The 19,864-nt window shown below is 37.1% G+C and carries 18 protein-coding genes and 1 tRNA gene; 5 read left to right on the forward strand and 14 right to left on the reverse strand.

Annotated elements, in window-relative coordinates; translation table 11 throughout:
- Nucleotides 1-82 precede the first annotated feature (82 nt).
- Nucleotides 83-3,253: a non-ribosomal peptide synthetase family protein gene (locus tag EW028_RS21640; RefSeq protein WP_131522361.1), complete on the forward strand. Its 3,171-nt coding sequence runs from the start codon at nt 83-85 to the stop codon at nt 3,251-3,253.
- The gene (locus tag EW028_RS21645) at nt 3,250-3,906 is read left to right on the forward strand and encodes a 4'-phosphopantetheinyl transferase family protein (protein WP_131522362.1); all 657 of its coding nucleotides are present in this window, start codon (nt 3,250-3,252) and stop codon (nt 3,904-3,906) included. Before EW028_RS21640 ends, EW028_RS21645 begins: the two co-directional genes overlap by 4 nt.
- Before the next feature lie 79 nt (nt 3,907-3,985).
- Here the strand turns inward: EW028_RS21645 and EW028_RS21650 are convergent, their stop codons facing one another.
- The 5 genes from EW028_RS21650 to groES form a co-directional block, all read right to left on the reverse strand.
- Nucleotides 3,986-4,996 (reverse strand): ABC transporter substrate-binding protein, encoded by a 1,011-nt coding sequence (locus tag EW028_RS21650; RefSeq protein WP_131522363.1) that lies wholly within the window; start codon nt 4,994-4,996, stop codon nt 3,986-3,988.
- Nucleotides 4,997-5,006: 10 nt separating this feature from the next.
- On the reverse strand, nt 5,007-5,768 hold the full coding sequence (locus tag EW028_RS21655; RefSeq protein WP_054548890.1) for an ABC transporter ATP-binding protein: 762 nt from the start codon (nt 5,766-5,768) through the stop codon (nt 5,007-5,009).
- Nucleotides 5,769-5,772: 4 nt separating this feature from the next.
- Entirely contained in the window at nt 5,773-6,852 is a 1,080-nt protein-coding gene (locus tag EW028_RS21660) for a FecCD family ABC transporter permease (RefSeq protein WP_131522364.1), read from the reverse strand.
- Nucleotides 6,853-7,205: 353 nt separating this feature from the next.
- Nucleotides 7,206-8,837 carry a chaperonin GroEL gene (gene groL / locus EW028_RS21665; RefSeq protein WP_004224361.1) on the reverse strand — a complete coding sequence of 544 codons (1,632 nt, stop codon included), beginning with the start codon at nt 8,835-8,837 and terminating at the stop codon, nt 7,206-7,208.
- 129 nt (nt 8,838-8,966) lie between these two features.
- Complete coding sequence (gene groES / locus EW028_RS21670; protein WP_004224358.1) at nt 8,967-9,251, reverse strand: co-chaperone GroES; 285 nt, start codon at nt 9,249-9,251, stop codon at nt 8,967-8,969.
- A 171-nt stretch (nt 9,252-9,422) separates the two neighbouring features.
- Between groES and EW028_RS21675 the strand changes: the two genes are divergently transcribed.
- On the forward strand, nt 9,423-10,187 hold the full coding sequence (locus EW028_RS21675) for a CPBP family intramembrane glutamic endopeptidase (protein ID WP_115672985.1): 765 nt from the start codon (nt 9,423-9,425) through the stop codon (nt 10,185-10,187).
- A 77-nt stretch (nt 10,188-10,264) separates the two neighbouring features.
- Here the strand turns inward: EW028_RS21675 and tatC are convergent, their stop codons facing one another.
- The 3 genes from tatC to EW028_RS21690 form a co-directional block, all read right to left on the reverse strand.
- On the reverse strand, nt 10,265-11,089 hold the full coding sequence (gene tatC / locus EW028_RS21680) for a twin-arginine translocase subunit TatC (protein WP_131522365.1): 825 nt from the start codon (nt 11,087-11,089) through the stop codon (nt 10,265-10,267).
- A 17-nt stretch (nt 11,090-11,106) separates the two neighbouring features.
- Complete coding sequence (locus tag EW028_RS21685) at nt 11,107-11,292, reverse strand: twin-arginine translocase TatA/TatE family subunit (RefSeq protein WP_008176991.1); 186 nt, start codon at nt 11,290-11,292, stop codon at nt 11,107-11,109.
- A 165-nt stretch (nt 11,293-11,457) separates the two neighbouring features.
- The gene (locus tag EW028_RS21690; protein ID WP_004224350.1) at nt 11,458-12,093 is read right to left on the reverse strand and encodes a redox-sensing transcriptional repressor Rex; all 636 of its coding nucleotides are present in this window, start codon (nt 12,091-12,093) and stop codon (nt 11,458-11,460) included.
- 253 nt (nt 12,094-12,346) lie between these two features.
- Here EW028_RS21690 and EW028_RS21695 point away from each other — a divergent pair, with 253 nt between their 5' ends.
- Nucleotides 12,347-14,290, forward strand: coding sequence for an ABC transporter ATP-binding protein (locus EW028_RS21695; RefSeq protein ID WP_131522366.1), 1,944 nt, complete (start codon nt 12,347-12,349; stop codon nt 14,288-14,290).
- Nucleotides 14,291-14,724: 434 nt separating this feature from the next.
- Here EW028_RS21695 and tsaD read toward each other — a convergent pair whose 3' ends face one another.
- The 6 genes from tsaD to EW028_RS21725 form a co-directional block, all read right to left on the reverse strand.
- Nucleotides 14,725-15,741 carry a tRNA (adenosine(37)-N6)-threonylcarbamoyltransferase complex transferase subunit TsaD gene (gene tsaD, locus EW028_RS21700; protein ID WP_131522367.1) on the reverse strand — a complete coding sequence of 339 codons (1,017 nt, stop codon included), beginning with the start codon at nt 15,739-15,741 and terminating at the stop codon, nt 14,725-14,727.
- Nucleotides 15,741-16,193, reverse strand: coding sequence for a ribosomal protein S18-alanine N-acetyltransferase (gene rimI, locus EW028_RS21705; RefSeq protein WP_054548892.1), 453 nt, complete (start codon nt 16,191-16,193; stop codon nt 15,741-15,743). Before rimI ends, tsaD begins: the two co-directional genes overlap by 1 nt.
- Nucleotides 16,186-16,893 (reverse strand): tRNA (adenosine(37)-N6)-threonylcarbamoyltransferase complex dimerization subunit type 1 TsaB, encoded by a 708-nt coding sequence (gene tsaB / locus EW028_RS21710; RefSeq protein ID WP_131522368.1) that lies wholly within the window; start codon nt 16,891-16,893, stop codon nt 16,186-16,188. The genes rimI and tsaB overlap by 8 nt, the downstream gene beginning before the upstream one ends.
- The gene (gene tsaE / locus EW028_RS21715) at nt 16,890-17,339 is read right to left on the reverse strand and encodes a tRNA (adenosine(37)-N6)-threonylcarbamoyltransferase complex ATPase subunit type 1 TsaE (RefSeq protein WP_131522369.1); all 450 of its coding nucleotides are present in this window, start codon (nt 17,337-17,339) and stop codon (nt 16,890-16,892) included. Before tsaE ends, tsaB begins: the two co-directional genes overlap by 4 nt.
- Nucleotides 17,340-17,520: 181 nt before the next feature.
- Nucleotides 17,521-17,859 (reverse strand): hypothetical protein, encoded by a 339-nt coding sequence (locus tag EW028_RS21720; protein ID WP_131522370.1) that lies wholly within the window; start codon nt 17,857-17,859, stop codon nt 17,521-17,523.
- A gap of 467 nt (nt 17,860-18,326) precedes the next feature.
- Nucleotides 18,327-18,402, reverse strand: a tRNA-Asp gene (locus tag EW028_RS21725).
- A gap of 196 nt (nt 18,403-18,598) precedes the next feature.
- Between EW028_RS21725 and EW028_RS21730 the strand changes: the two genes are divergently transcribed.
- Entirely contained in the window at nt 18,599-19,663 is a 1,065-nt protein-coding gene (locus tag EW028_RS21730; protein ID WP_131522371.1) for a M24 family metallopeptidase, read from the forward strand.
- Nucleotides 19,664-19,864 lie beyond the last annotated feature (201 nt).

A 19,864-nucleotide genomic window follows, 5' to 3' on the forward strand; every position in this document is an offset into this window, starting at 1 on the left:
ATCGATTCATTACTGTGGACCTAATGACGATAATCGCTCCTTCATAGGTGTCGGCCCTTTTCTAAAATAGGAGTTGTCATAATTGAATAATAAAAAAGAATTTGATGTACACCCATCACAGAATAATACGCTTTCTTTTGACCAACAAACACTTCAATCCAATAGTACACAATTATTAAACAGAGAAGACTTACTCGCATATCAAACGTTAAACCGTACAATAGCTGACTACGATCAAAACACCACAATACCTGACGTATTTTATCAGGCAGCACAAAAATTTGCGGAACGAATCGCATTATCCTATGGAGGTGGAAAACTTACCTACCGTCAGCTAAATGAACAATCCAACCAAGTTGCTCATATGTTAGTTGCCAACGGTCTACAAAAAGGAAACTATGTAGCGATAGTTATGGAACGCAGTAAAGAAACCGTCATTAGTTTGTTAGGTATCCTGAAAGCTGGTGGAGTTTATGTTCCCATTGATCCGAGCTATCCAAAAGAACGTTGTCAGTACCTATTAAACGATACAGGTGCTCCATTTATCATAACGAAAAACGAACATACAGCTCTACTGAATGATTTTATACATAATGATTCCCAAACACGCACAGTGTTCACAATCAACCAAATGGAGCAAGGATATTCACAGGAAAATATCCAATGTGAACTTCTTCCATCCGATTTAGCCTATATTATTTATACATCTGGTTCAACAGGTAAGCCAAAAGGCGTCATGCTTAAGCATGAGGCTGTCATTAATTTAATAACAGATAATCAACGAATCTACCATTCAACTAAAGAAGATGTTTATTCCCAGTTTATTTCTTTTAGTTTTGACCCTTCTATAACAGAAACCTTTACTGCTTTATTTTCAGGTGCAAGACTTCATATGCTTACAAGTATAGAGCGTTTGTCCATTGAGGCATTTGCTGATATGATCGACCGTGAGCAAGTAACGACCGCTACTGTTCCAAATGCTTTCTTTACACAGCTAGCTACACATTTACCAGTAAGCTATAGAAAAAAGCTTTCGACATTAAATTATTTATCTGTAGGTGGTGAAGCCCTATTGCCTGCCATTGTTCAAAAATGGCAAGACAAATTTGGACTCTCTACAGAAATTATTAATGTGTATGGACCAACTGAATGTACAGTATTGTCCTCCTATTTTAAGGTGAAAAGTCAGATAACAGACATGCAATCTAGTATCCCTATTGGTAGACCAATCGCCAATTATGAAATGTACGTTATTAACACGGACGATCAGCTATGTCCCGTTAATGTAATCGGAGAATTATGTATTGCTGGTGCTGGTTTAGCAGCAGGTTATTTACATCAGCCTGAAAAAACAGCTGAAGTATTTGTACCTCATCTCTTAAAGCCAGATCAAAAAATGTATCGAACAGGTGATTTAGTTCGACTATTGCCAACTGGTGTCATTGAATTTGTTGGGCGTAAAGACTCTCAAATTAAAGTAAGAGGCTTCCGTATTGAACTTGGAGAAATCGAAACCGTATTGAGCAATCATACGAGCATTCAGGAAGCTGTGATCATTGCAAAAAAAATGGCTGATGGGAATAATCATTTATTTGCCTACTATACGGTGGCAAGTGGGATGCAGCTTGAGGAGAATCTTTTAAGGGACTACTTAGCAAATCTTTTACCAGATTATATGGTGCCAGAGCAATTTATTGAATTGCAAGAAATGCCATTATCCCCTACAGGAAAAATTGATCGAAAACACTTAGCTTCATTGGAATTAACTTTATCACGCAGTATTACGTATATTGCCCCAGAAAATGATACACAGCGTATGCTTGCTACTGCATGGGAATTTGTACTCGGTATTGAGCCAATTGGCATTCACGATAACTTCTTTCATATCGGAGGGCATTCGCTAAAAGTGCTCGAGATTCTTGTACAAGTGAAAAAACATATACCATTCTTAAAGATTCAGGATTTCTTCCAATATCAAACGATTGCTGAACTAGATCATTATATTCGTCATTATCAACCAGAAGCGATTGAAGATCAAGACGAGCCAGCTAAAAGCATTGTATTCAAAGACTTAATGGAGCCTAGTCCTCTAAAAGTCTCCCAAAATGTGAAGCCCTTGCCAATGACATCGGTATTACTAACAGGTGCTACAGGTTATTTAGGTAGTCATGTATTATATGAGCTATTAGCAACAACAACTGCGCACATATATTGCCTTATTCGACCAAGCACCCAAACTACGATTGAAGATAAACTAAGAGAGAGTATGCAATTTTATTTTGGCAATACTATTGCTCAGCAGATGAAAGATCGTATTACTGTTATCCAAGGTGACTTAGGGAAGCAACGACTACACTTATCTGATAAAGATGAAAAAATCATTATGAAAGAAATTAATGCTATCATTCATTGTGGTGCAGATGTACGTCATTTTGGTGCAGCTGATCATTTTAATAATGTCAATGTGAATGGAACTCGCTACTTGCTTGAAATAGCCAAACAGAAACCAGGTGTGCATTTCCATTATGTATCGACAATTGGCATTCCAGAGGAGCTAGCCGCCATACAATGGGGACCAAATGAAGCAAAAGGTAACTTCAATTACAATGTAAAGCTTGATAATGTTTATACTCAAAGTAAGCTAGAAGCAGAAAACCTTGTTCGCAACGCTGTACAGGATGGAATCCCTGTCTCTATTTATCGTGTAGGAAATTTAAGCTGTCATTCTGAAACAGGTAAATTCCAACGTAATATCGATGACAATGCCTTTTACCGTATGATTAAATCAATGCTTAATTTAGGTAAAACACCTACTGCACAGTGGCATGTTGACTTCACACCAATTAATTATGCTAGTCAGGCACTTGTTTCTTTGGCAAGCCAGCCAGCAACCAGCGGCCATGTCTTCCATTTATGTAACCCTGTATCACTTACTTATTTAGAATTAATCGATATGCTTAAGGAAATTGGTTACGACTTAACAATTGTTTCAAAACAAGAGTATACTGATTGGCTATTAAATGGCGATCATTCAAGAGGTGTACAGGAATATTTATCGTTAGCCATTGCGCAGCTTGAAGGTGACGGAGCAAGTGACTCCCCATTTATCTTCAATTGCAAGAAAACGATAGAATTTTTAGCTCATACCAAGATTGAATGTGCGGCACCAAATAAAGCCTTTATTCACAGAATGATTCAATATGGCATTGATACAGGCTACTTTCCTGAACCAAAACAAGTCAATATAAGATGATAAAACAAACTATACAGTTATTTGCACTTCCTCTAGGAGTACAGTTAGCACCACCAGAACGGGATGCTTTCCTTAAAGCACTCCCTTTTGAGGTGCAAAGAAAAGTTCAGCAATACAAGCGCTGGCAGGATCAGCAAAGAGCGTTGCTAGGTAGCACTCTTATTAGATGGGCACTCCTTCCCTATATAAATGACGTTCTGTTACATCTAGCTCATAATGAATGTGGGCGCCCATATATTGCTGGACACCCACATTGGCAGGGGGATTTTAATCTCTCTCATTCTGGGGATTGGATAGTGTTAGCAGTCACCACTATCGGACGAGTGGGCATTGATGTTGAAGAAATAAAGCCAGTAAGTGAAGATATGATGATATATGCGCTTTCTGAGATAGAGCGTCAATTGGTCTCTCATCAGCCTTTACATGTTTTTTATGAGTTTTGGACTTTAAAAGAGGCTCTTTTTAAAACAGGCTTATTGCCAATCCTATCGCCCTATTTGCTTGATACAACTACCATAAAAAAAACAAGACAAGACCTTTTTACTCAATTATTCTATCTCGATCCGCAGCATCCTGTATCCGTCTGCTGGAACACTGAAAATTCTAAGTTAATAACCACAATAGTAAATAAAGAGCAGCTTCTACAGTCATAACAATAATTATTCCTCCGTATTTAGAAAACGCTGCCCTAACGTGTCATTTATTCGACCCGCTAGGACAGCGCTTTTTGTTTTATTTAAATAAGTCTGGATACATTTCTTTTGCTAATGCTTCCATTCCATCAATTGTATTATAGCCATAGCCAAACATATAATTGTAATCTACAATATACATTTGTTTATTTTTAATAGCCTTCATGCTGGAAAGTTTAGGATTCGCATAAATTTCTTCACGTACTTTTGTCAAATCAGAACCATCCCAGTTAGGAAGAATTAATACATCTGGATCTGCTGCAATTAATGTTTCAACACTGACATCGCCTGTCTCATCCTTAAAAATATTATCTAATTTAACCATTTTGAATGCATCATTAAAGAATGTTTCATCGTGTGCTGGATAAACAAAAAGCTCTTTTGGATCATTTGTATGCAAATAGGCAAATGTTTTTTCTTCTTTTATACTTTCTAATTTTGAGGAAATATCTTGTTGTCGACCTTTTAATTCTTTAATAAAGCTATCTGCTTTGTCTTGAACATTAAAAATTTCACCAATATTCTTTATATCTTTATAAATAGAATCATATGTGCCGCCTGTTACGGATGACTCTAAAACATATGTTTTTACACCCATTTCATTAAGCGAATCTACTGTCCCTACTCCCCATTCAGCATTATCAAATAAGCCACCACGACCAAATACTAAATCAGGATCAGTACCTAATGTAACCTCTTTCCCAACATATTCATCACTTAAAATATTTAGCTTAGCATACTCTTCTTTAACAGCTTTATCAACTGCACCAAAGTTTGCACCAACACCAACGATTTTATCGCCTAATCCTAAATGTAATAATAATTCTGCAGCTGGGCGTGTATTTGCCATAATTCTTTCAGGTGCTTTATCAAATACTTGATCTTTCTTTTCCCATGTTGATCCACCTTCAGCCTTTGTAAAGTTCTCAATTGTCAGTGGATAATGCTCTTTTGTTTGTGTTTCCTTAGATGCATCTTTTGATGTGTTACCGCAGGCTGTTAATGTTAATAAAGCTGCTAAACCAATTCCTAATAATAATTTTTTCTTCATGTTTTTCCTCCTACAGTCCATATGCAAAGCCTAATCCATTCGTCACTGGATTAGTAAATGTTTGACATTTGATATGATATAAAGCTTCTATTGTTTCTGGTGTTAAAACTTCTTGGGGTGTACCATGTGCATAGATTTCACCATCTTTTACTGCATAAAGATAATCACAGTAATGTGCTGCCATTTCTAGATCATGAAGAGCTGCTAAAACACCGATGTTTAAACTTTTTACACAGGATAGTATTTCAATTTGATAACGAATATCTAAATGATTTGTTGGCTCATCTAAAATCATAAATTTAGGCTGCTGGGCAATCGTTCTAGCTAAAATAACCCTTTGCTTTTCGCCACCAGATAGTGAAAGAAAACTGCGCTCTCTATAAGATTGTAAGTTTGTTCTTGTCAATGCCTCTTCTACGATGTCAAAATCCTTTTGGTTATCTGACTCTAGCATTTTTTTGTGAGGTGTTCTACCTAACATCACCATTTGTTGTACCGTTAAATCAAAGTGCATTTCATTGAATTGTCCAACTACACCTAAGTGTTGAGAAATCTTTTTTTCGGCGCTTTTTAAAACATCCAAATCATCTAAGAAGACCATCCCTTTTTGAGGTACTAGGCTTTTATAAATGCTTTTCAGTAAAGTTGATTTTCCGCATCCGTTTGGTCCGATTAAGCCCACAAATTGTTGCTTATTCACATGAATGGATACGTTTTTTACGATTTCCTTTTTGCCGATTTTTACTTCTATTTCCTTTGCTACTAATTCCATTGTTCTACCCTCCGAAGTTGTAACCTTTTTTTACAATCATATAGATAAATAATGGTGACCCAATGACAGAAGTAATAATACCAATCGGTAATTCCACATTTTGGATTAATGTTCTAGACAGAATATCAGCCCAAATCATGAAAAGCCCTCCTAAGAGCAATGTTCCTAACATTAATCGTTTGTGATCTGCCCCGAAAATACCTCTTGTGATATGAGGAATAATTAAACCAACAAAACCGATCATACCTGCATAAGCGACCATCGTTCCTGTAATAAGCGAGGTAAGAATCATATATAATTTACGATAAGCACTTAAATTGATCCCTAAGGTGATAGCTGATTCATCCCCAAGTAGCATTGTGTTTAGCACACGATGTTGGAAAAGGAATAATGCAGCTCCTAGTACAATCACGATTGTTAAAATTGGTGTTTTGTCCCAGCTGGCAGATGCTAAACTCCCCATAGACCAGAACGTAACCGTTTTGATGCCCTCTGCATTATTGGCAAAAAAGATGATAAGGCTTGAAAACGAACTACATAATGCACCGATAACAACCCCTGATAAAACCAATTTTACTGAGGTTGCTTTACCTCCAATGCTGGATAAGATAAGCACTGCCATAGAGGTAATCATCGCCCCTGCAAATGCACCAAAGGCTACTCCAAATTGTGCTAACAATGCACTACTCCCAAAACCAACTAGAATAGCAAAGGTTGCACCTAATGACGCTCCTGAAGAAATACCAAGTATGTATGGATCAGCAAGCGGGTTTTGGACAACTGCCTGCATGACAGCCCCACACAATGCAAGACCGACACCAATCAATAAGGCAAAAACCACACGCGGCATTCTGACCTGTAGAATAATATTCAAATAGGATTCACTTTCCACACTATCAAGTGTTCCAAGTTTTCCATTGGATATAGTATGTAGCAAAATATCCATCGATTGCTTGAAAGGAATGCTGATTTGTCCTATTGATACAGAAAAAACGGCAGATATTAAAATAGAGACTATTAAAAGCAAGATAATAACATAATAAATATTGCCCATTCCTATTCTGTTAGCTTCCTGTCTATCCAAAATTTCACCTCTATCTATTAAACTTTTAGTCAATGATAACGATTATCATTTTCATTTTGTATTGTAAGTGATAATCCATTGAAAAACAACAGGAAAATTTTTAATTATAGATTATGCATACATTCAGTAGATAAATATTCCACTACTAGCGGGTTTTAATTCGCTAAAATTATTGTTCCGATAGAAATTAAAACAGCTCATTGTAAATTCCGGATATTATATAGCGAAGAAAATTTAGGGATTTTTATTTAAACTCAGTTCTAATAAAAAATCAAAATAAAAAACCACTTTCCATAAAACTATGGAAAGTGGTCATATTACTTAAAAGATTGTGCTTATAGGCTAACTAAATCTTACATCATTCCTGGCATACCGCCCATGCCGCTCATATCTGGCATTGCTGGTGCTGCTTCAGGGATATCTGCTACAACCGCTTCTGTTGTTAAGAATAGGGCTGCAACTGATGCTGCGTTTTGTAAAGCTGAGCGAGTTACTTTTGCTGGGTCTACTACGCCTGCTTCCATCATGTTTACCCATTCGCCAGTTGCTGCATTGAAACCAATGCCAACTTCTTCACGTTTTAGACGATCTACGATAATTGAGCCTTCAAGACCAGCATTATTAGCAATTTGACGAACTGGTTCTTCTAAAGCACGTAGAACGATTTTCACACCTGTAGATACGTCGCCTTCTACTGCTTCAGCCGCTTTTTCTACTGCTGCATAGACGTTTAGAAGAGCAGTACCACCACCTGATACGATACCTTCTTCAACAGCCGCACGAGTTGAGTTTAAAGCATCCTCAATACGAAGTTTACGCTCTTTCAGCTCTGTTTCTGTTGCAGCACCAACTTTGATAACTGCTACACCGCCTGCTAATTTTGCAAGACGTTCTTGTAATTTTTCTTTATCGAACTCTGAAGTAGTTTCAGCAAGTTGTGCACGAATTTGACCAATGCGTGATTCAATTGCGTCTGCTCCGCCTACACCTTCAACGATTGTTGTGTTGTCTTTTGTTACAACAACTTTTGCTGCACGACCAAGTGCAGAAATATCAGCTGATTTTAGGTCTAAGCCTAATTCTTCTGTAATCACTTGTCCACCTGTCAGGATAGCAATATCTTCAAGCATTGCTTTACGTCGATCACCGAAACCTGGTGCTTTTACTGCTACAGCATTAAATGTACCACGAAGTTTGTTCACAACAAGTGTTGCAAGAGCTTCACCTTCTACATCTTCAGCAATCATTAAAAGTGGACGACCTTGTTGCACCACTTGCTCTAATAATGGTAATACTTCTTGAATGTTTGTAATTTTTTTATCAGTAATTAAAATGTATGGGTTATCAAGAACCGCTTCCATTTTATCTGTGTCAGTTACCATGTAGTGAGAAGCATAACCACGATCAAACTGCATACCCTCAACTACATCTAACTCTGTTGTGAAGCCTTTTGATTCTTCAATTGTAATAACTCCATCGTTACCAACGCGTTCCATTGCTTCAGCGATTAGTTGTCCAACTTCATCATCTGCAGCAGAAATAGCAGCAACTTGTGCAATTTCTTCCTTATTGCTTACTGGGCGAGAAATAGCGTGTAATTCAGTAAGTGCTGCAGCAACTGCTTTATCGATACCTTTACGGATACCTACTGGATTTGCGCCAGCTGTAACGTTTTTCAAGCCTTCACGAATAATTGCTTGAGCTAATACTGTTGCTGTAGTTGTACCATCACCAGCGATTTCGTTTGTCTTAGAAGCAACTTCTGCTACTAATTTTGCTCCCATGTTTTCGTATGGGTTTTCTAGTTCGATTTCTTTAGCGATTGTCACACCATCATTTGTAATAAGTGGTGAACCGAATTTTTTTTCTAAAACAACATTACGTCCTTTTGGTCCTAATGTTACTTTTACTGCATTTGCTAATTTATCTACACCTTGTAACATTAATGAACGAGCGTCTTCTGAGAATTTAATATCTTTTGCCATGAGAATTTACCCTCCTGAAATGGAATATTCGTTAAGCTTCTTCAATATATTTATATCAATTTCACCTTATTGTCACATTTGTTATGCAAACAATAAGTATTCACCTTACGTAAGGTGCCTTTAAAGTTCTTATTCAATAATTGCAAGAATATCGCTTTCGCGTAAAATTAGGTATTCATTACCTTCAAATTTAACTTCTGTGCCAGCGTATTTAGAGAAAATAATGCGGTCGTCAACTTTAACGTCAAGCTCTACACGTTGCCCGTTCTCTAATACACGACCTGTCCCAACTGCTACTACTTTACCTTCTTGTGGTTTTTCTTTTGCAGAGTCAGGTAGTACAATACCGAATGCAGATTTTTCTTCTACCTCGATTAGTTCAATTACAATACGATCTCCTAGTGGTCTTAACAAGTGAAACAACCTCCTAATAATTAAATAATTGTTGATATTTATTAGCACTCTATATCAATGAGTGCTAACACAATTATTATGATAATCAATCACTCTTTTTTTTGCAAGTCAGAACTTCAAAAAATTTTGTTTTCTTTCCATATTCCTCTACAATAGAAAGGAAGCATATGAATGGAAAGGATTTTGACTGTGACTAATTCTCAAAAAGTAACGAAACATAAAAAAACAGCCCTGTATGTTTTGCTGATTTATATCTTGATGCAAATCTCTAGCAGATGGTTGCTCTTACCGTTCCATAGGCTCATCATGAAGGTAACTGGTTTAGCTTCTGAACAAGCGGCTCCTATTACTCAAGGTTGGTATATCGCACTAAGTTTTGCGGTAGCGCTCATTTTAAGCTTAATCCTTACATCTCGAGATAAAGCATTTTGGAACATTTACCAAGGAAAAAAAGAAACGATACCTCTTACAATTGTGTGGGGAATCATCGGCTTCTTCCTAGTGTTCTTTGGACAAATGATTGGTGCAGCTATTGAGATGGCTGTTTTCGGTATTGAAGGAGGCTCACAAAATACTGCAGATATTGTCGCGATAGCTAAAGGTGCTCCCATCGCTATATTAGCAATTGTTGTATTCGGGCCAATCTTAGAAGAATTCGTCTTCCGTAGAGTGATCTTTGGCTCGCTTGTCCAAACAACAAATTTCTGGGTGGCAGCAATTGTGAGTGCCATTTTCTTTGCGATTATCCACTTCGACTTCTCACATATCTTGCTTTATACCATTTGTGGTTTAATTTTCGCCTTTTTATATCACAAAACAAAGCGCATTTGGACGTCTATTATTGCACACGTCATGCTTAATGGATTTGTGACACTTGTACAATTCTATGCGGAACCATTGCAAAAGTTTCTTCAAGAACTCGAAAAAATGCAATAAATTTTTGTAAAGCGATTGTAAGATGCAAAAATAACACAAAAGCTCGGTGTCCCATTTAGGGCACCGAGCTTTATTTATTACTGTTGATTCAATTCTTCTATTTGTCGTCGTTGCTGCTCAAGTGCCTCTTCAATCTGGCGCTTTTGTTCCGCTTCCTGCTCTTCTTTTAATCGAATCTCTTCGGATTTAAGATATTTCTTATAGCCGATTCGTGAAATCATAATACTAATTTCATACAAAATAAACAGTGGAACTGAAACCATTAAATGCGAAGCCAATTCAGGCGGTGCAATAATCGCAGCACATACAAATAAACCAAAGTACGAGTATTTACGAATACGAATTAGTAATTCTGGACTTAATATGCCAATTCGTGAAAAGAATAAAACAACAATTGGCAATTGGAAAAGGAAACCAAAGGGTATTGTAAGCTTAAACAAGAATGTAAAATACTGATGTATGCCAATGGTTTGCTTTATCTCCAAATCATTCGATAAATTCATCATGAATTTGATGACATATGGGAATAGTAAAAAGTATGAAAAAGATAACCCTGCAAGAAACAATAAAAATGAATACGGAATATAGCTTAGAGTTGCTTTACGCTCTACTTCCCTTAATCCAGGGCTAATAAACGACCATAATTGATACATCAACACTGGTGATGAAAGAATAAATGCAATTATAAAAACAACTTGTATATAAATTGCAAGTGGTGTGACTACATCAAATGCATGGAGTTCTATATTATATTTGGCTCCAGTCATTTGAAGGTATTTTACAAGTGGCTTTGCGACAAAAAAGGCGCCGGCCATAGCTAGAACAAAGAAAACGGCAACAATGAACAGCCGTTTTCTTAATTCTTCTATATGCTCAATGACAGTTAGATCTTTTGGATTCATTCCTCAAACATCCTAACTTACTTATCTAGTTCTTTCTTTTTCTTATCATCATCATCTTCGTCGGCTAAACCTTTAGTAGCATTTTTGAATTCACGTAGTGTTGAACCAAATGCCTTACCAAGCTCTGGTAACTTTTTAGGACCAAAAATTAGTAACGCGACAACTCCGATAATAATGAGGCTCATAGGACCAATACCACCCATTACAGCCACCTCCTCTTTATATCCATCATTTTAACGCATATTTCGCCATTTTGCTAACTAATTATATGTGAAAGTTTTTCGTCATACTCACTGATTTGACCTCATTTTATTCAAATTATCTATTTGACAGAAACGGTGAATTACACTAAAAAATATGTATGGTTTTCACTCTTCCTGATTACGTATTAAATAAATAAGCGCTTGCAACTCTACCGATAAATCGATTGTTAAAAGCTGCATTCTATCAGGTACTGTTAATCGCTCTGGCGTAAAGTTTAAAATTCCCTTTGCATTCATGGCTGCTAAGCGATCCGCCATTTTTTGAGCGGAGCGTGGTGAAACGGTTAAAATAGCAAGCTCTGCACCGTATTCTGCATATTTTTCTTCCAATAAATCTGGATGAAAGACCGGAATGTTACTGATCATTTTGCCATCCTTCGGTGCTTTTGAATCGAATGCTACCACAATATGTGTATTATGGTTTTTTTGAAAATTATATTTTAATAATGCACTGCCTAAATTCCCCACACCAATTAACGCTACTTTTGTCGTTTCATGTTGATCAAGCGTCTGGCTAAAAAATTGTAATAGATGCTGCACATCGTAGCCATAACCTTTTTTCCCAAGTGCACCAAAATAAGAAAAATCACGGCGAATAGTTGCAGAATCTATTTTCATCGCTTCACTCAATTCCTTCGACGAAATACGTTCCATACCTTCTTGTGCAAAGTTTTGAATAAATCGATAGTAAAGAGGAAGTCTTTTTGTAGTGGCTTGTGGAATTTTTAATTCTTGTTTCAAACTTTTTCCTCCTTATGATGTACCTCCATCAATTTTACTGTCTTTAACTACTAATTTTAATACATTTATCCTTAACAATATACAACATTTTTGCAATCCCCTGCTGTATTTCTCTTTAGTTAATGGCGCCTTATACGCAGCTAACTAAAAAGAAATCGTTTCAATCTTACATGACTGCTAGGAATAAGTAAAGCACGGACATTGCATGCAAATCGTTCATCCTTTACACTAAGGTAGAATTGAGGTGTCAAGAATGATTGTTTTACAGGTCAATCAACTAACTAAATCCTTTCTTGCAGATGAAATTTTAAGTGGTGTTAAATTAGAAGTTCAACACCGTGACCGTGTTGCCTTAGTAGGACGAAACGGTGCAGGTAAATCTACTTTATTAAAAATAATTGCTGGTCAAATGTCTTATGATTCAGGTGATATCATTATCCCAAAGGATATTCAAATAGGCTATTTAGAGCAACATTCAGGATTAAACTCTACGCTAACAATTTGGAATGAAATGATGACTATATTTGAATCTCTTTTAGCCCAAGAACAGCTGCTACGCTCACTTGAACAACAAATGGCTGATCCTACTGTCTATGAAAACCCTACTATGTATGCGAAAGTTATGTCGGAATACGATCAATTACAGCATACGTTTAAAGATGCAGGTGGCTATCAATATGAATCAGACATACGGTCAGTCCTTCATGGTATGCAATTTTATTCCGAAGACTATGACAAACCCATCAGTTCCTTATCTGGTGGACAGCGCACACGTTTAGCACTTGCTAAGCTCTTACTTAGTAAACCAGATCTTTTAATTCTCGATGAGCCAACGAACCATTTAGATATCGAAACACTATCTTGGTTGGAATCCTATTTAAAGGGCTATGAAGGCGCTATTTTAATTGTTTCCCATGACCGCTACTTCTTAGACCAAGTCGTTTCTATTGTCTACGAAGTATCTCGTCATCGCGTTACCAAATATCCGGGTAATTATAGTGCATATCTAGATGAAAAAGCTAAAAATTATGAGCGTGATGTCAAACTCTTTGAACGTCAGCAAGATGAAAAGGCCAAGCTAGAGGATTTTATCCAAAAAAATATTGCACGTGCTTCTACAACAAAAATGGCACAAAGTCGACGTAAAATGCTTGAACGTACCGAGTGGATGGAATCGCCGGATGGTGATGAGAAATCCGCTAGTTTCGGTTTCACGATTGAACGTCAAAGTGGAAATGATGTTTTATCTGTTGATGAATTAACGATTGGTTATAACAAACGTACCATTTCTAGTGGGATAAACCTCCGCACTTTTCGTGAGGATCGTATTGCCCTTGTTGGACCAAACGGAGTTGGTAAATCGACATTATTAAAAACAATTGTAAAAGATTTATCCCCTCTTGGAGGTAGTATTCGATATGGTACGAATGTACAAATCGGCTACTATGATCAAGAGCAAGCAAAGCTATCGAGCAATAAGAGTGTCCTAAAAGAATTATGGGATGAATGGCCACTCATGAACGAAAAAGATATTCGAACTGTATTAGGGCGTTTTCTTTTTAGTGGTGAAGATGTGGATAAAGCTGTATCCTCTTTATCGGGCGGTGAAAAAGCACGCCTTGCACTCGCAAAGCTAATGATGCAAAAGGCTAATTTCTTAATTCTAGATGAGCCTACCAACCATTTAGACTTAGATAGCAAAGAGGTATTAGAAAATGCCTTGATCGATTATCCAGGTACGCTTCTATTTGTCTCACACGACCGCTACTTCATTAATCGTATCGCAACAAAAGTGGTGGAGTTATCTGGAACGGGTTCATTTGAATATTTAGGTGATTACGATTATTACGTTGAGAAAAAGCAGGAACTATTAGAGCTAGCACAAATGAAGGCTGCCTCCCAACCACAAGTACAGCAAGACCTCCCTGATAAAACGTCTACATCAAAAATTGATAAAGAAGCAAAAAAGCGTGAACGTCAAATTAGACGTACGATTGAAGATTTAGAAAGCAAGATGCAAGAAACATCTGCTATGGTTGCAAGACTAGAAGAAGCTCTTTGTGACTCTGCCATTTTTACCGACCATGAAAAAATTTCAATGCTTCAAGCAGAATTAGCAACTGCTAAAGAACAGCATGAGCTATTAGAATTAGAATGGCTTGAGCTAAATGAAGAACTAGAAAATATTAGCATGTAAATGATGTAAGCCATGTGACCTTTCACATGGCTTTTTCTTTACTTGTCTTCATTTTTCATATATATTGGTCAAGTGCTATTTTTCGACAAAAAATGCCCACAGTTTTATTCACACTATAAATCTAGTAATACCAACATATCAACAGAGTTTTCCACATTGTCCACAACAAAAATTTATTTTATCCACATTCTATCGTATAAAACCAGCTACTATATATTGAATAATCACAAGTTATACACAAGTTATCAACAATTTGTGCATAAGTACGCGTGTTCGCCATTTAATTCGCTCCTTTACCTGTGGATAATTTTCTGAAAAATTTGTCAATTGTAATGCTTCTACTGACTATTCCCTTCGCACGGTTCTTTTTTATCAACAATTATTCGACAATTAATAAAAGAGGTATCTAAAAATATAGATACCTCTTTCCTATACTATACCCAGGATTTTAACTCCATTCCTGGACGTCCATTCATCATTAAGTTTCCTCGAATACCAGCCTCAAACATCGGCATAGCTGCTGCGCCAATCATTGCCGCATTATCCGTACACAATTTAAGCGGGGGGACAAAAAACGGGATGCCTTCTTCTTCAAAAACAGTCTCCAAAGAAATTCGCAACCCCTTATTTGCTGCTACACCTCCAGCTGCAATAACCTGTTTCACCTGATATTCGCGAGCAGCACGTAATGTTTTAGCAGTCAGTACTTCAACAACACTTTCCTGAAAGCCCTTGGCAACAGCTGCTGGTGAAATAGCTTCACCTCGTTGATCCATATTATGTTTATAATTGATGACAGCTGATTTTAAACCGCTAAAGCTAAAATCATACGAATCCTCTTCCAACCATACTCTTGGAAAAGGAACAGCCTCTCCTTCCTCATGAGCAAGACGATCAATATGTGGCCCACCAGGATAAGGTAAATTTAAAACACGCGCCACTTTATCATAAGCCTCACCCGCTGCATCATCTCGTGTTTCACCAATGACCTCAAAAGAGCCATGTTCCTTCATATAGACAAGCTCTGTATGACCGCCTGAAACTACAAGTGCTAATAAAGGGAACTCCATCGGCTGAACAAGCGCATTGGCATAAATATGCCCTGCAATATGATGTACACCTACAATTGGTAGGTTATTCGCAAAGGCAAAAGCCTTCGCTGCATTAATGCCAATCAACAATGCCCCTACAAGACCTGGACCCTCTGTAACCGCAACCGCATCCAAATCTGCTGGCTTTAAATTTGCTTGAGCTAATGCTTCTTCAATTACCATCGTAATTTGTTCAACGTGATGGCGTGATGCAATTTCAGGAACAACGCCACCAAATCGCTTATGACTCTCTATTTGAGAAGCAACAACATTCGACACGATTTCATGACCATTTCGTATAATCGCTGCAGCTGTTTCATCACAGCTTGATTCTATTGCTAATATCAATCCATTATTCATTATAAATTCACCCACATGACAAGGGCATCCTCCCCGTTATCCGTATAATAGCCTTTCCGTATACCACCATCTTGGAATTGGAGCTTACGATAAAGATTTTGTGCAACTGTGTTCGTTACTCGTACCTCCAATGTCATAACCTCCATTCCATGTAAACGAGCTATTTGCATTGCCTCACGCATTAATCCCTCGCCTATACCTCGTCCACGAGCTGCCTCAATAACAGCTACATTCGTAATTTGGGCTGCATCTATAACCATCCACATCCCGCAAAAACCAATAATACTTCCACTTGCATCAACAGCCAGCACATAATGGGCATACTGATTTTCATGTACTTCATAGTAAAAGGAATCCAACGTCCAAGGTACAGGAAATGAAGCTACTTCAATTTCATAAACTGCTGGTACATCATCAGAAACCATTTTACGATAAGTTACATCACTACTCATGTTCTTTCTCCTTCTGTTCTTTCAGCCAATTTGCTTCAGCCTCTGCAATTCGTTTATATTGTGGGACAAAGTGATGAGTAGCTTCAACACTCGGTAACTCCACTTTAGTTCCTACACGAATAACTTCCGTTGCACGTGGCAAGTCAAGACTAAAAGGTGCACGTAAAGCGTTATCACCAAGCTCCTCTACAATGTTATCCCAAAATATGCCCACATCTGTTCCTACAAATAAAATAGGTGCATCTAATGCCCTTAAACGCTCTAACAAATCCGCGATATGTGCATGATGATCCTCCACAAGAGCCTCTAGTGTCTCTCCTTGATAAACAGCTGTATAAACGTTATCTCTTCTTGCATCAAAAATTGGACAAATTAACCCCTTATAAAGGGAAGCATTTGCAGCTAATGCTTTTAAGCTAGAGACACCAACTAAAGGTATCTGTAATGTCCATGCTAGGGTTTTCGCTAATGTTACACCTATACGGACCCCTGTATACGAACCAGGCCCTTCAGACACTGCAATCACATCCAAGTCGCCTGCCTTCAAACCTGCTCTTGCTAATACCTCTTCAATAGCGGGCATTGCGCCTGCTGAATGTGTTAATTTTATATTTTGTACCAGCTCAGCTACCACTTTTCCATCCCTTACAATAGCAACGGAAAGTGGTGTATTCGCTGTTTCTATTCCTAACCAAATCATTTCATTAGCTCCTCACATAGTGCCTCATAGCGTTCCCCACTAGGTATTAACACAAATCGTCGTTCATTGTCTCCGATTCGATAAATCTCTATCGCTAATCGATTCTGTGGCAAATCCTGTTCAATTAAATGCGCCCACTCTACCACTGATACTGCATCTCCATAAAATAATTCATCCCAACCAAGGTCCTCGTCACTTTCAGCCAAACGATAAACATCTAAATGATTGAAGGGTAAACGTCCTTCATACTGTTTAATGATTGTAAATGTTGGACTGTTGACCGTTCTTTTCACACCAAGCCCTTTTGCTAATGCCTTCGTAAACGTTGTCTTGCCTGCACCTAAATCTCCTTCTAATGTAATCGTATCTTGAGCTTCTAGTAAATTGGCAAGTGTCATCGCAAAACGCTCTGTATCATCAACTGAATTCATGATTATTTCATACATTCTCATTTTTCCTCTCATCACTACATTACCTCTAGTTTACCTAAACTAGCGAAAATGTTCAAAGCATCCAATATCATTATATCCTACTTAGATTGTCTTCGTTAAAAAGCCTAATTTTATGACATAGGTAACTCATTTAAATAAAAAAACACGCCTTCATTTACAAAGACGTGACAACTATTTATCTGTTTGAATGACCTTTCACTGCTATGATTTCTTTGCCAATTAGTTTATCATCCTTAAATTTCACTATATAGGCCTGTGTCATCAAGATTTCATCATTCCAACGATATTCATTATTTTTGATTTTTTTACCTGCTCCGCCTGCTGCTTCTACTACCTCAATATATGACATATCATGTTTTAATTTCTCAAATTCTACTTCATTCATATTTTTTTGCCAGTGATACGCATTTGATTCTTCAATCTCCATAATAGGATCTCCACAGCCTACCATCATTATCATGGAACCAATAAGCAAAGGGAAATAAATACTTTTAAAAGAATAATCTTTGCTCATCTAAACACCTCCGTAGCCAATCCGATTACTTCTACATTTTTACCCCTAATCTTTACATTAGAAACACTCTAATTTTACCTTATAAAAACGCAATCATTTATCGGTAATTTTTACTATTTTTAGATAATGTTAAATATATGAAATTCGCTATGTTTATGGGCATATTTTCGATTATTTCACAGCGATTTAAGCCATTTTTTAGACACCCTTGATATGTTTTAGGGAAATAGATGTTGTTTATGAAATAATAAAGGGAAGTTGGTCTCAAATACTTCACAGAATGTTATGCTTTTAGCCTCTGTGTTTCTATAAGGCGGTGCTAATCCTTTCGACGTTATTCATTGGTCATGTAATTTCTACTTAATTTTACTGATAAGCTCCTGAAAGATGAATTGGATCCATACTCCAAACACATACAAAAAAGTCCCTATGATGTAAAATCATAAGGACTGTAATATTAATTTAAATGGCGGTCCCGACCGGGATCGAACCGGCGATCTCCTGCGTGACAGGCAGGCATGTTAACCGCTACACCACGGGACCTCTTTAAGACATTTATAAATATATCATAGAAAATATAGATATACAATATCTTTTTTCATATTTTATTAATATATTTTCCAACAATCTCTAATCTAGGATAGAATTTATCCTGCAATGCATTTTCCACATAATTATATAAGCTCTAAACATGATGAAAATTTTGCAGTATATTTAACTTTAAAGGAGGAAACAAAACATGTCAAAATTAGAACAATTACAAGCAGCCTTACAGCTCCACGATACCGATGCAATTATTATTACAAATGCTCAAAATCGTCGCTATCTAACAGGTTTTACAGGTAGTGCAGGTACAGTCATTGTAACAAAGACACGCGCACTTTTATTAGTAGACTTCCGCTATACACAGCAAGCAACAAATCAGTGTGACACCTTTGAAGTACTAGAGATTGATCGCAACCATTTATATGAAACCATTCAGGAAATTCTTGAACAGGAATTAATTCAAACTGTTGGTTTTGAGCAACATCATGTAACTTATTTTAGCTATCAATTAATGAAGAGCAAATTGACAGCTATATTAAAACCAATGCCTACTATTGTAGAAGATTTACGGATGATTAAAACACCAGAAGAAATTGAAATAATTAAGAAAGCAGCATGGATTTCCGATGAGGCGTTTAATCATATTCTGACATTCATCAAACCAGGTATTTCAGAACTTGATATTGCCTATGAATTAGAGTCTCATATGCGAAAAAATGGTGCAACAGGTGCAGCCTTCGATATGATTATTGCTTCTGGCCATCGTTCAGCACTCCCACATGGCGTAGCATCCTCTAAAATAGTGGAGCAAGGTGACATGTTGACAATGGATTTTGGTGCTTACTACCGAGGTTATCGTTCTGATATGACAAGAACGATTGCTGTTGGAGAACCATTAGAGCAATTAAAAGAAGTATATCAAATAGTTTATGGTGCCTTACAGCATGCCCTTTCCAATATGAAGGCTGGTATAACTGGACAAGAGGCCGATCGTTATTCACGAAACTACATTACTAAAAAGGGATATGGACAAAATTACGGACACGGTGCAGGACATGGCATAGGCTTAGATATCCATGAAAATATATTTATGTCTACCCTCTGTAAAGACATGTTAGAAGAAAATATGGTACTAACTGTCGAACCGGGTATTTATATACCTAATGTAGGCGGTGTTCGAATCGAGGATGATGTTATCATTACAAAAGAAGGTGTGGAAGTCATCACTCACTCTCCTAAGGAACTCATTATTTTATAGCCCATTAAAGTGATGTTTTATATGGAGATATCATTAAAGAAGTTTAGCTGCTTACTTTGATATATAACAAATGTTTTAAAGAGTAAGTACAATAAATTCTTTGTACTTACTCTTTTTATAAAAGAAAAAACAGCCAGCACACAGCTGACTGTTTTGTTTGCCTAGCGACGTCCTACTCTCACAGGGGGAAGCCCCCAACTA

It is taken from the genome of Lysinibacillus sp. OL1, assembly GCF_004332175.1.
Classification (GTDB): Bacteria; Bacillota; Bacilli; order Bacillales_A; family Planococcaceae; genus Lysinibacillus; species Lysinibacillus capsici.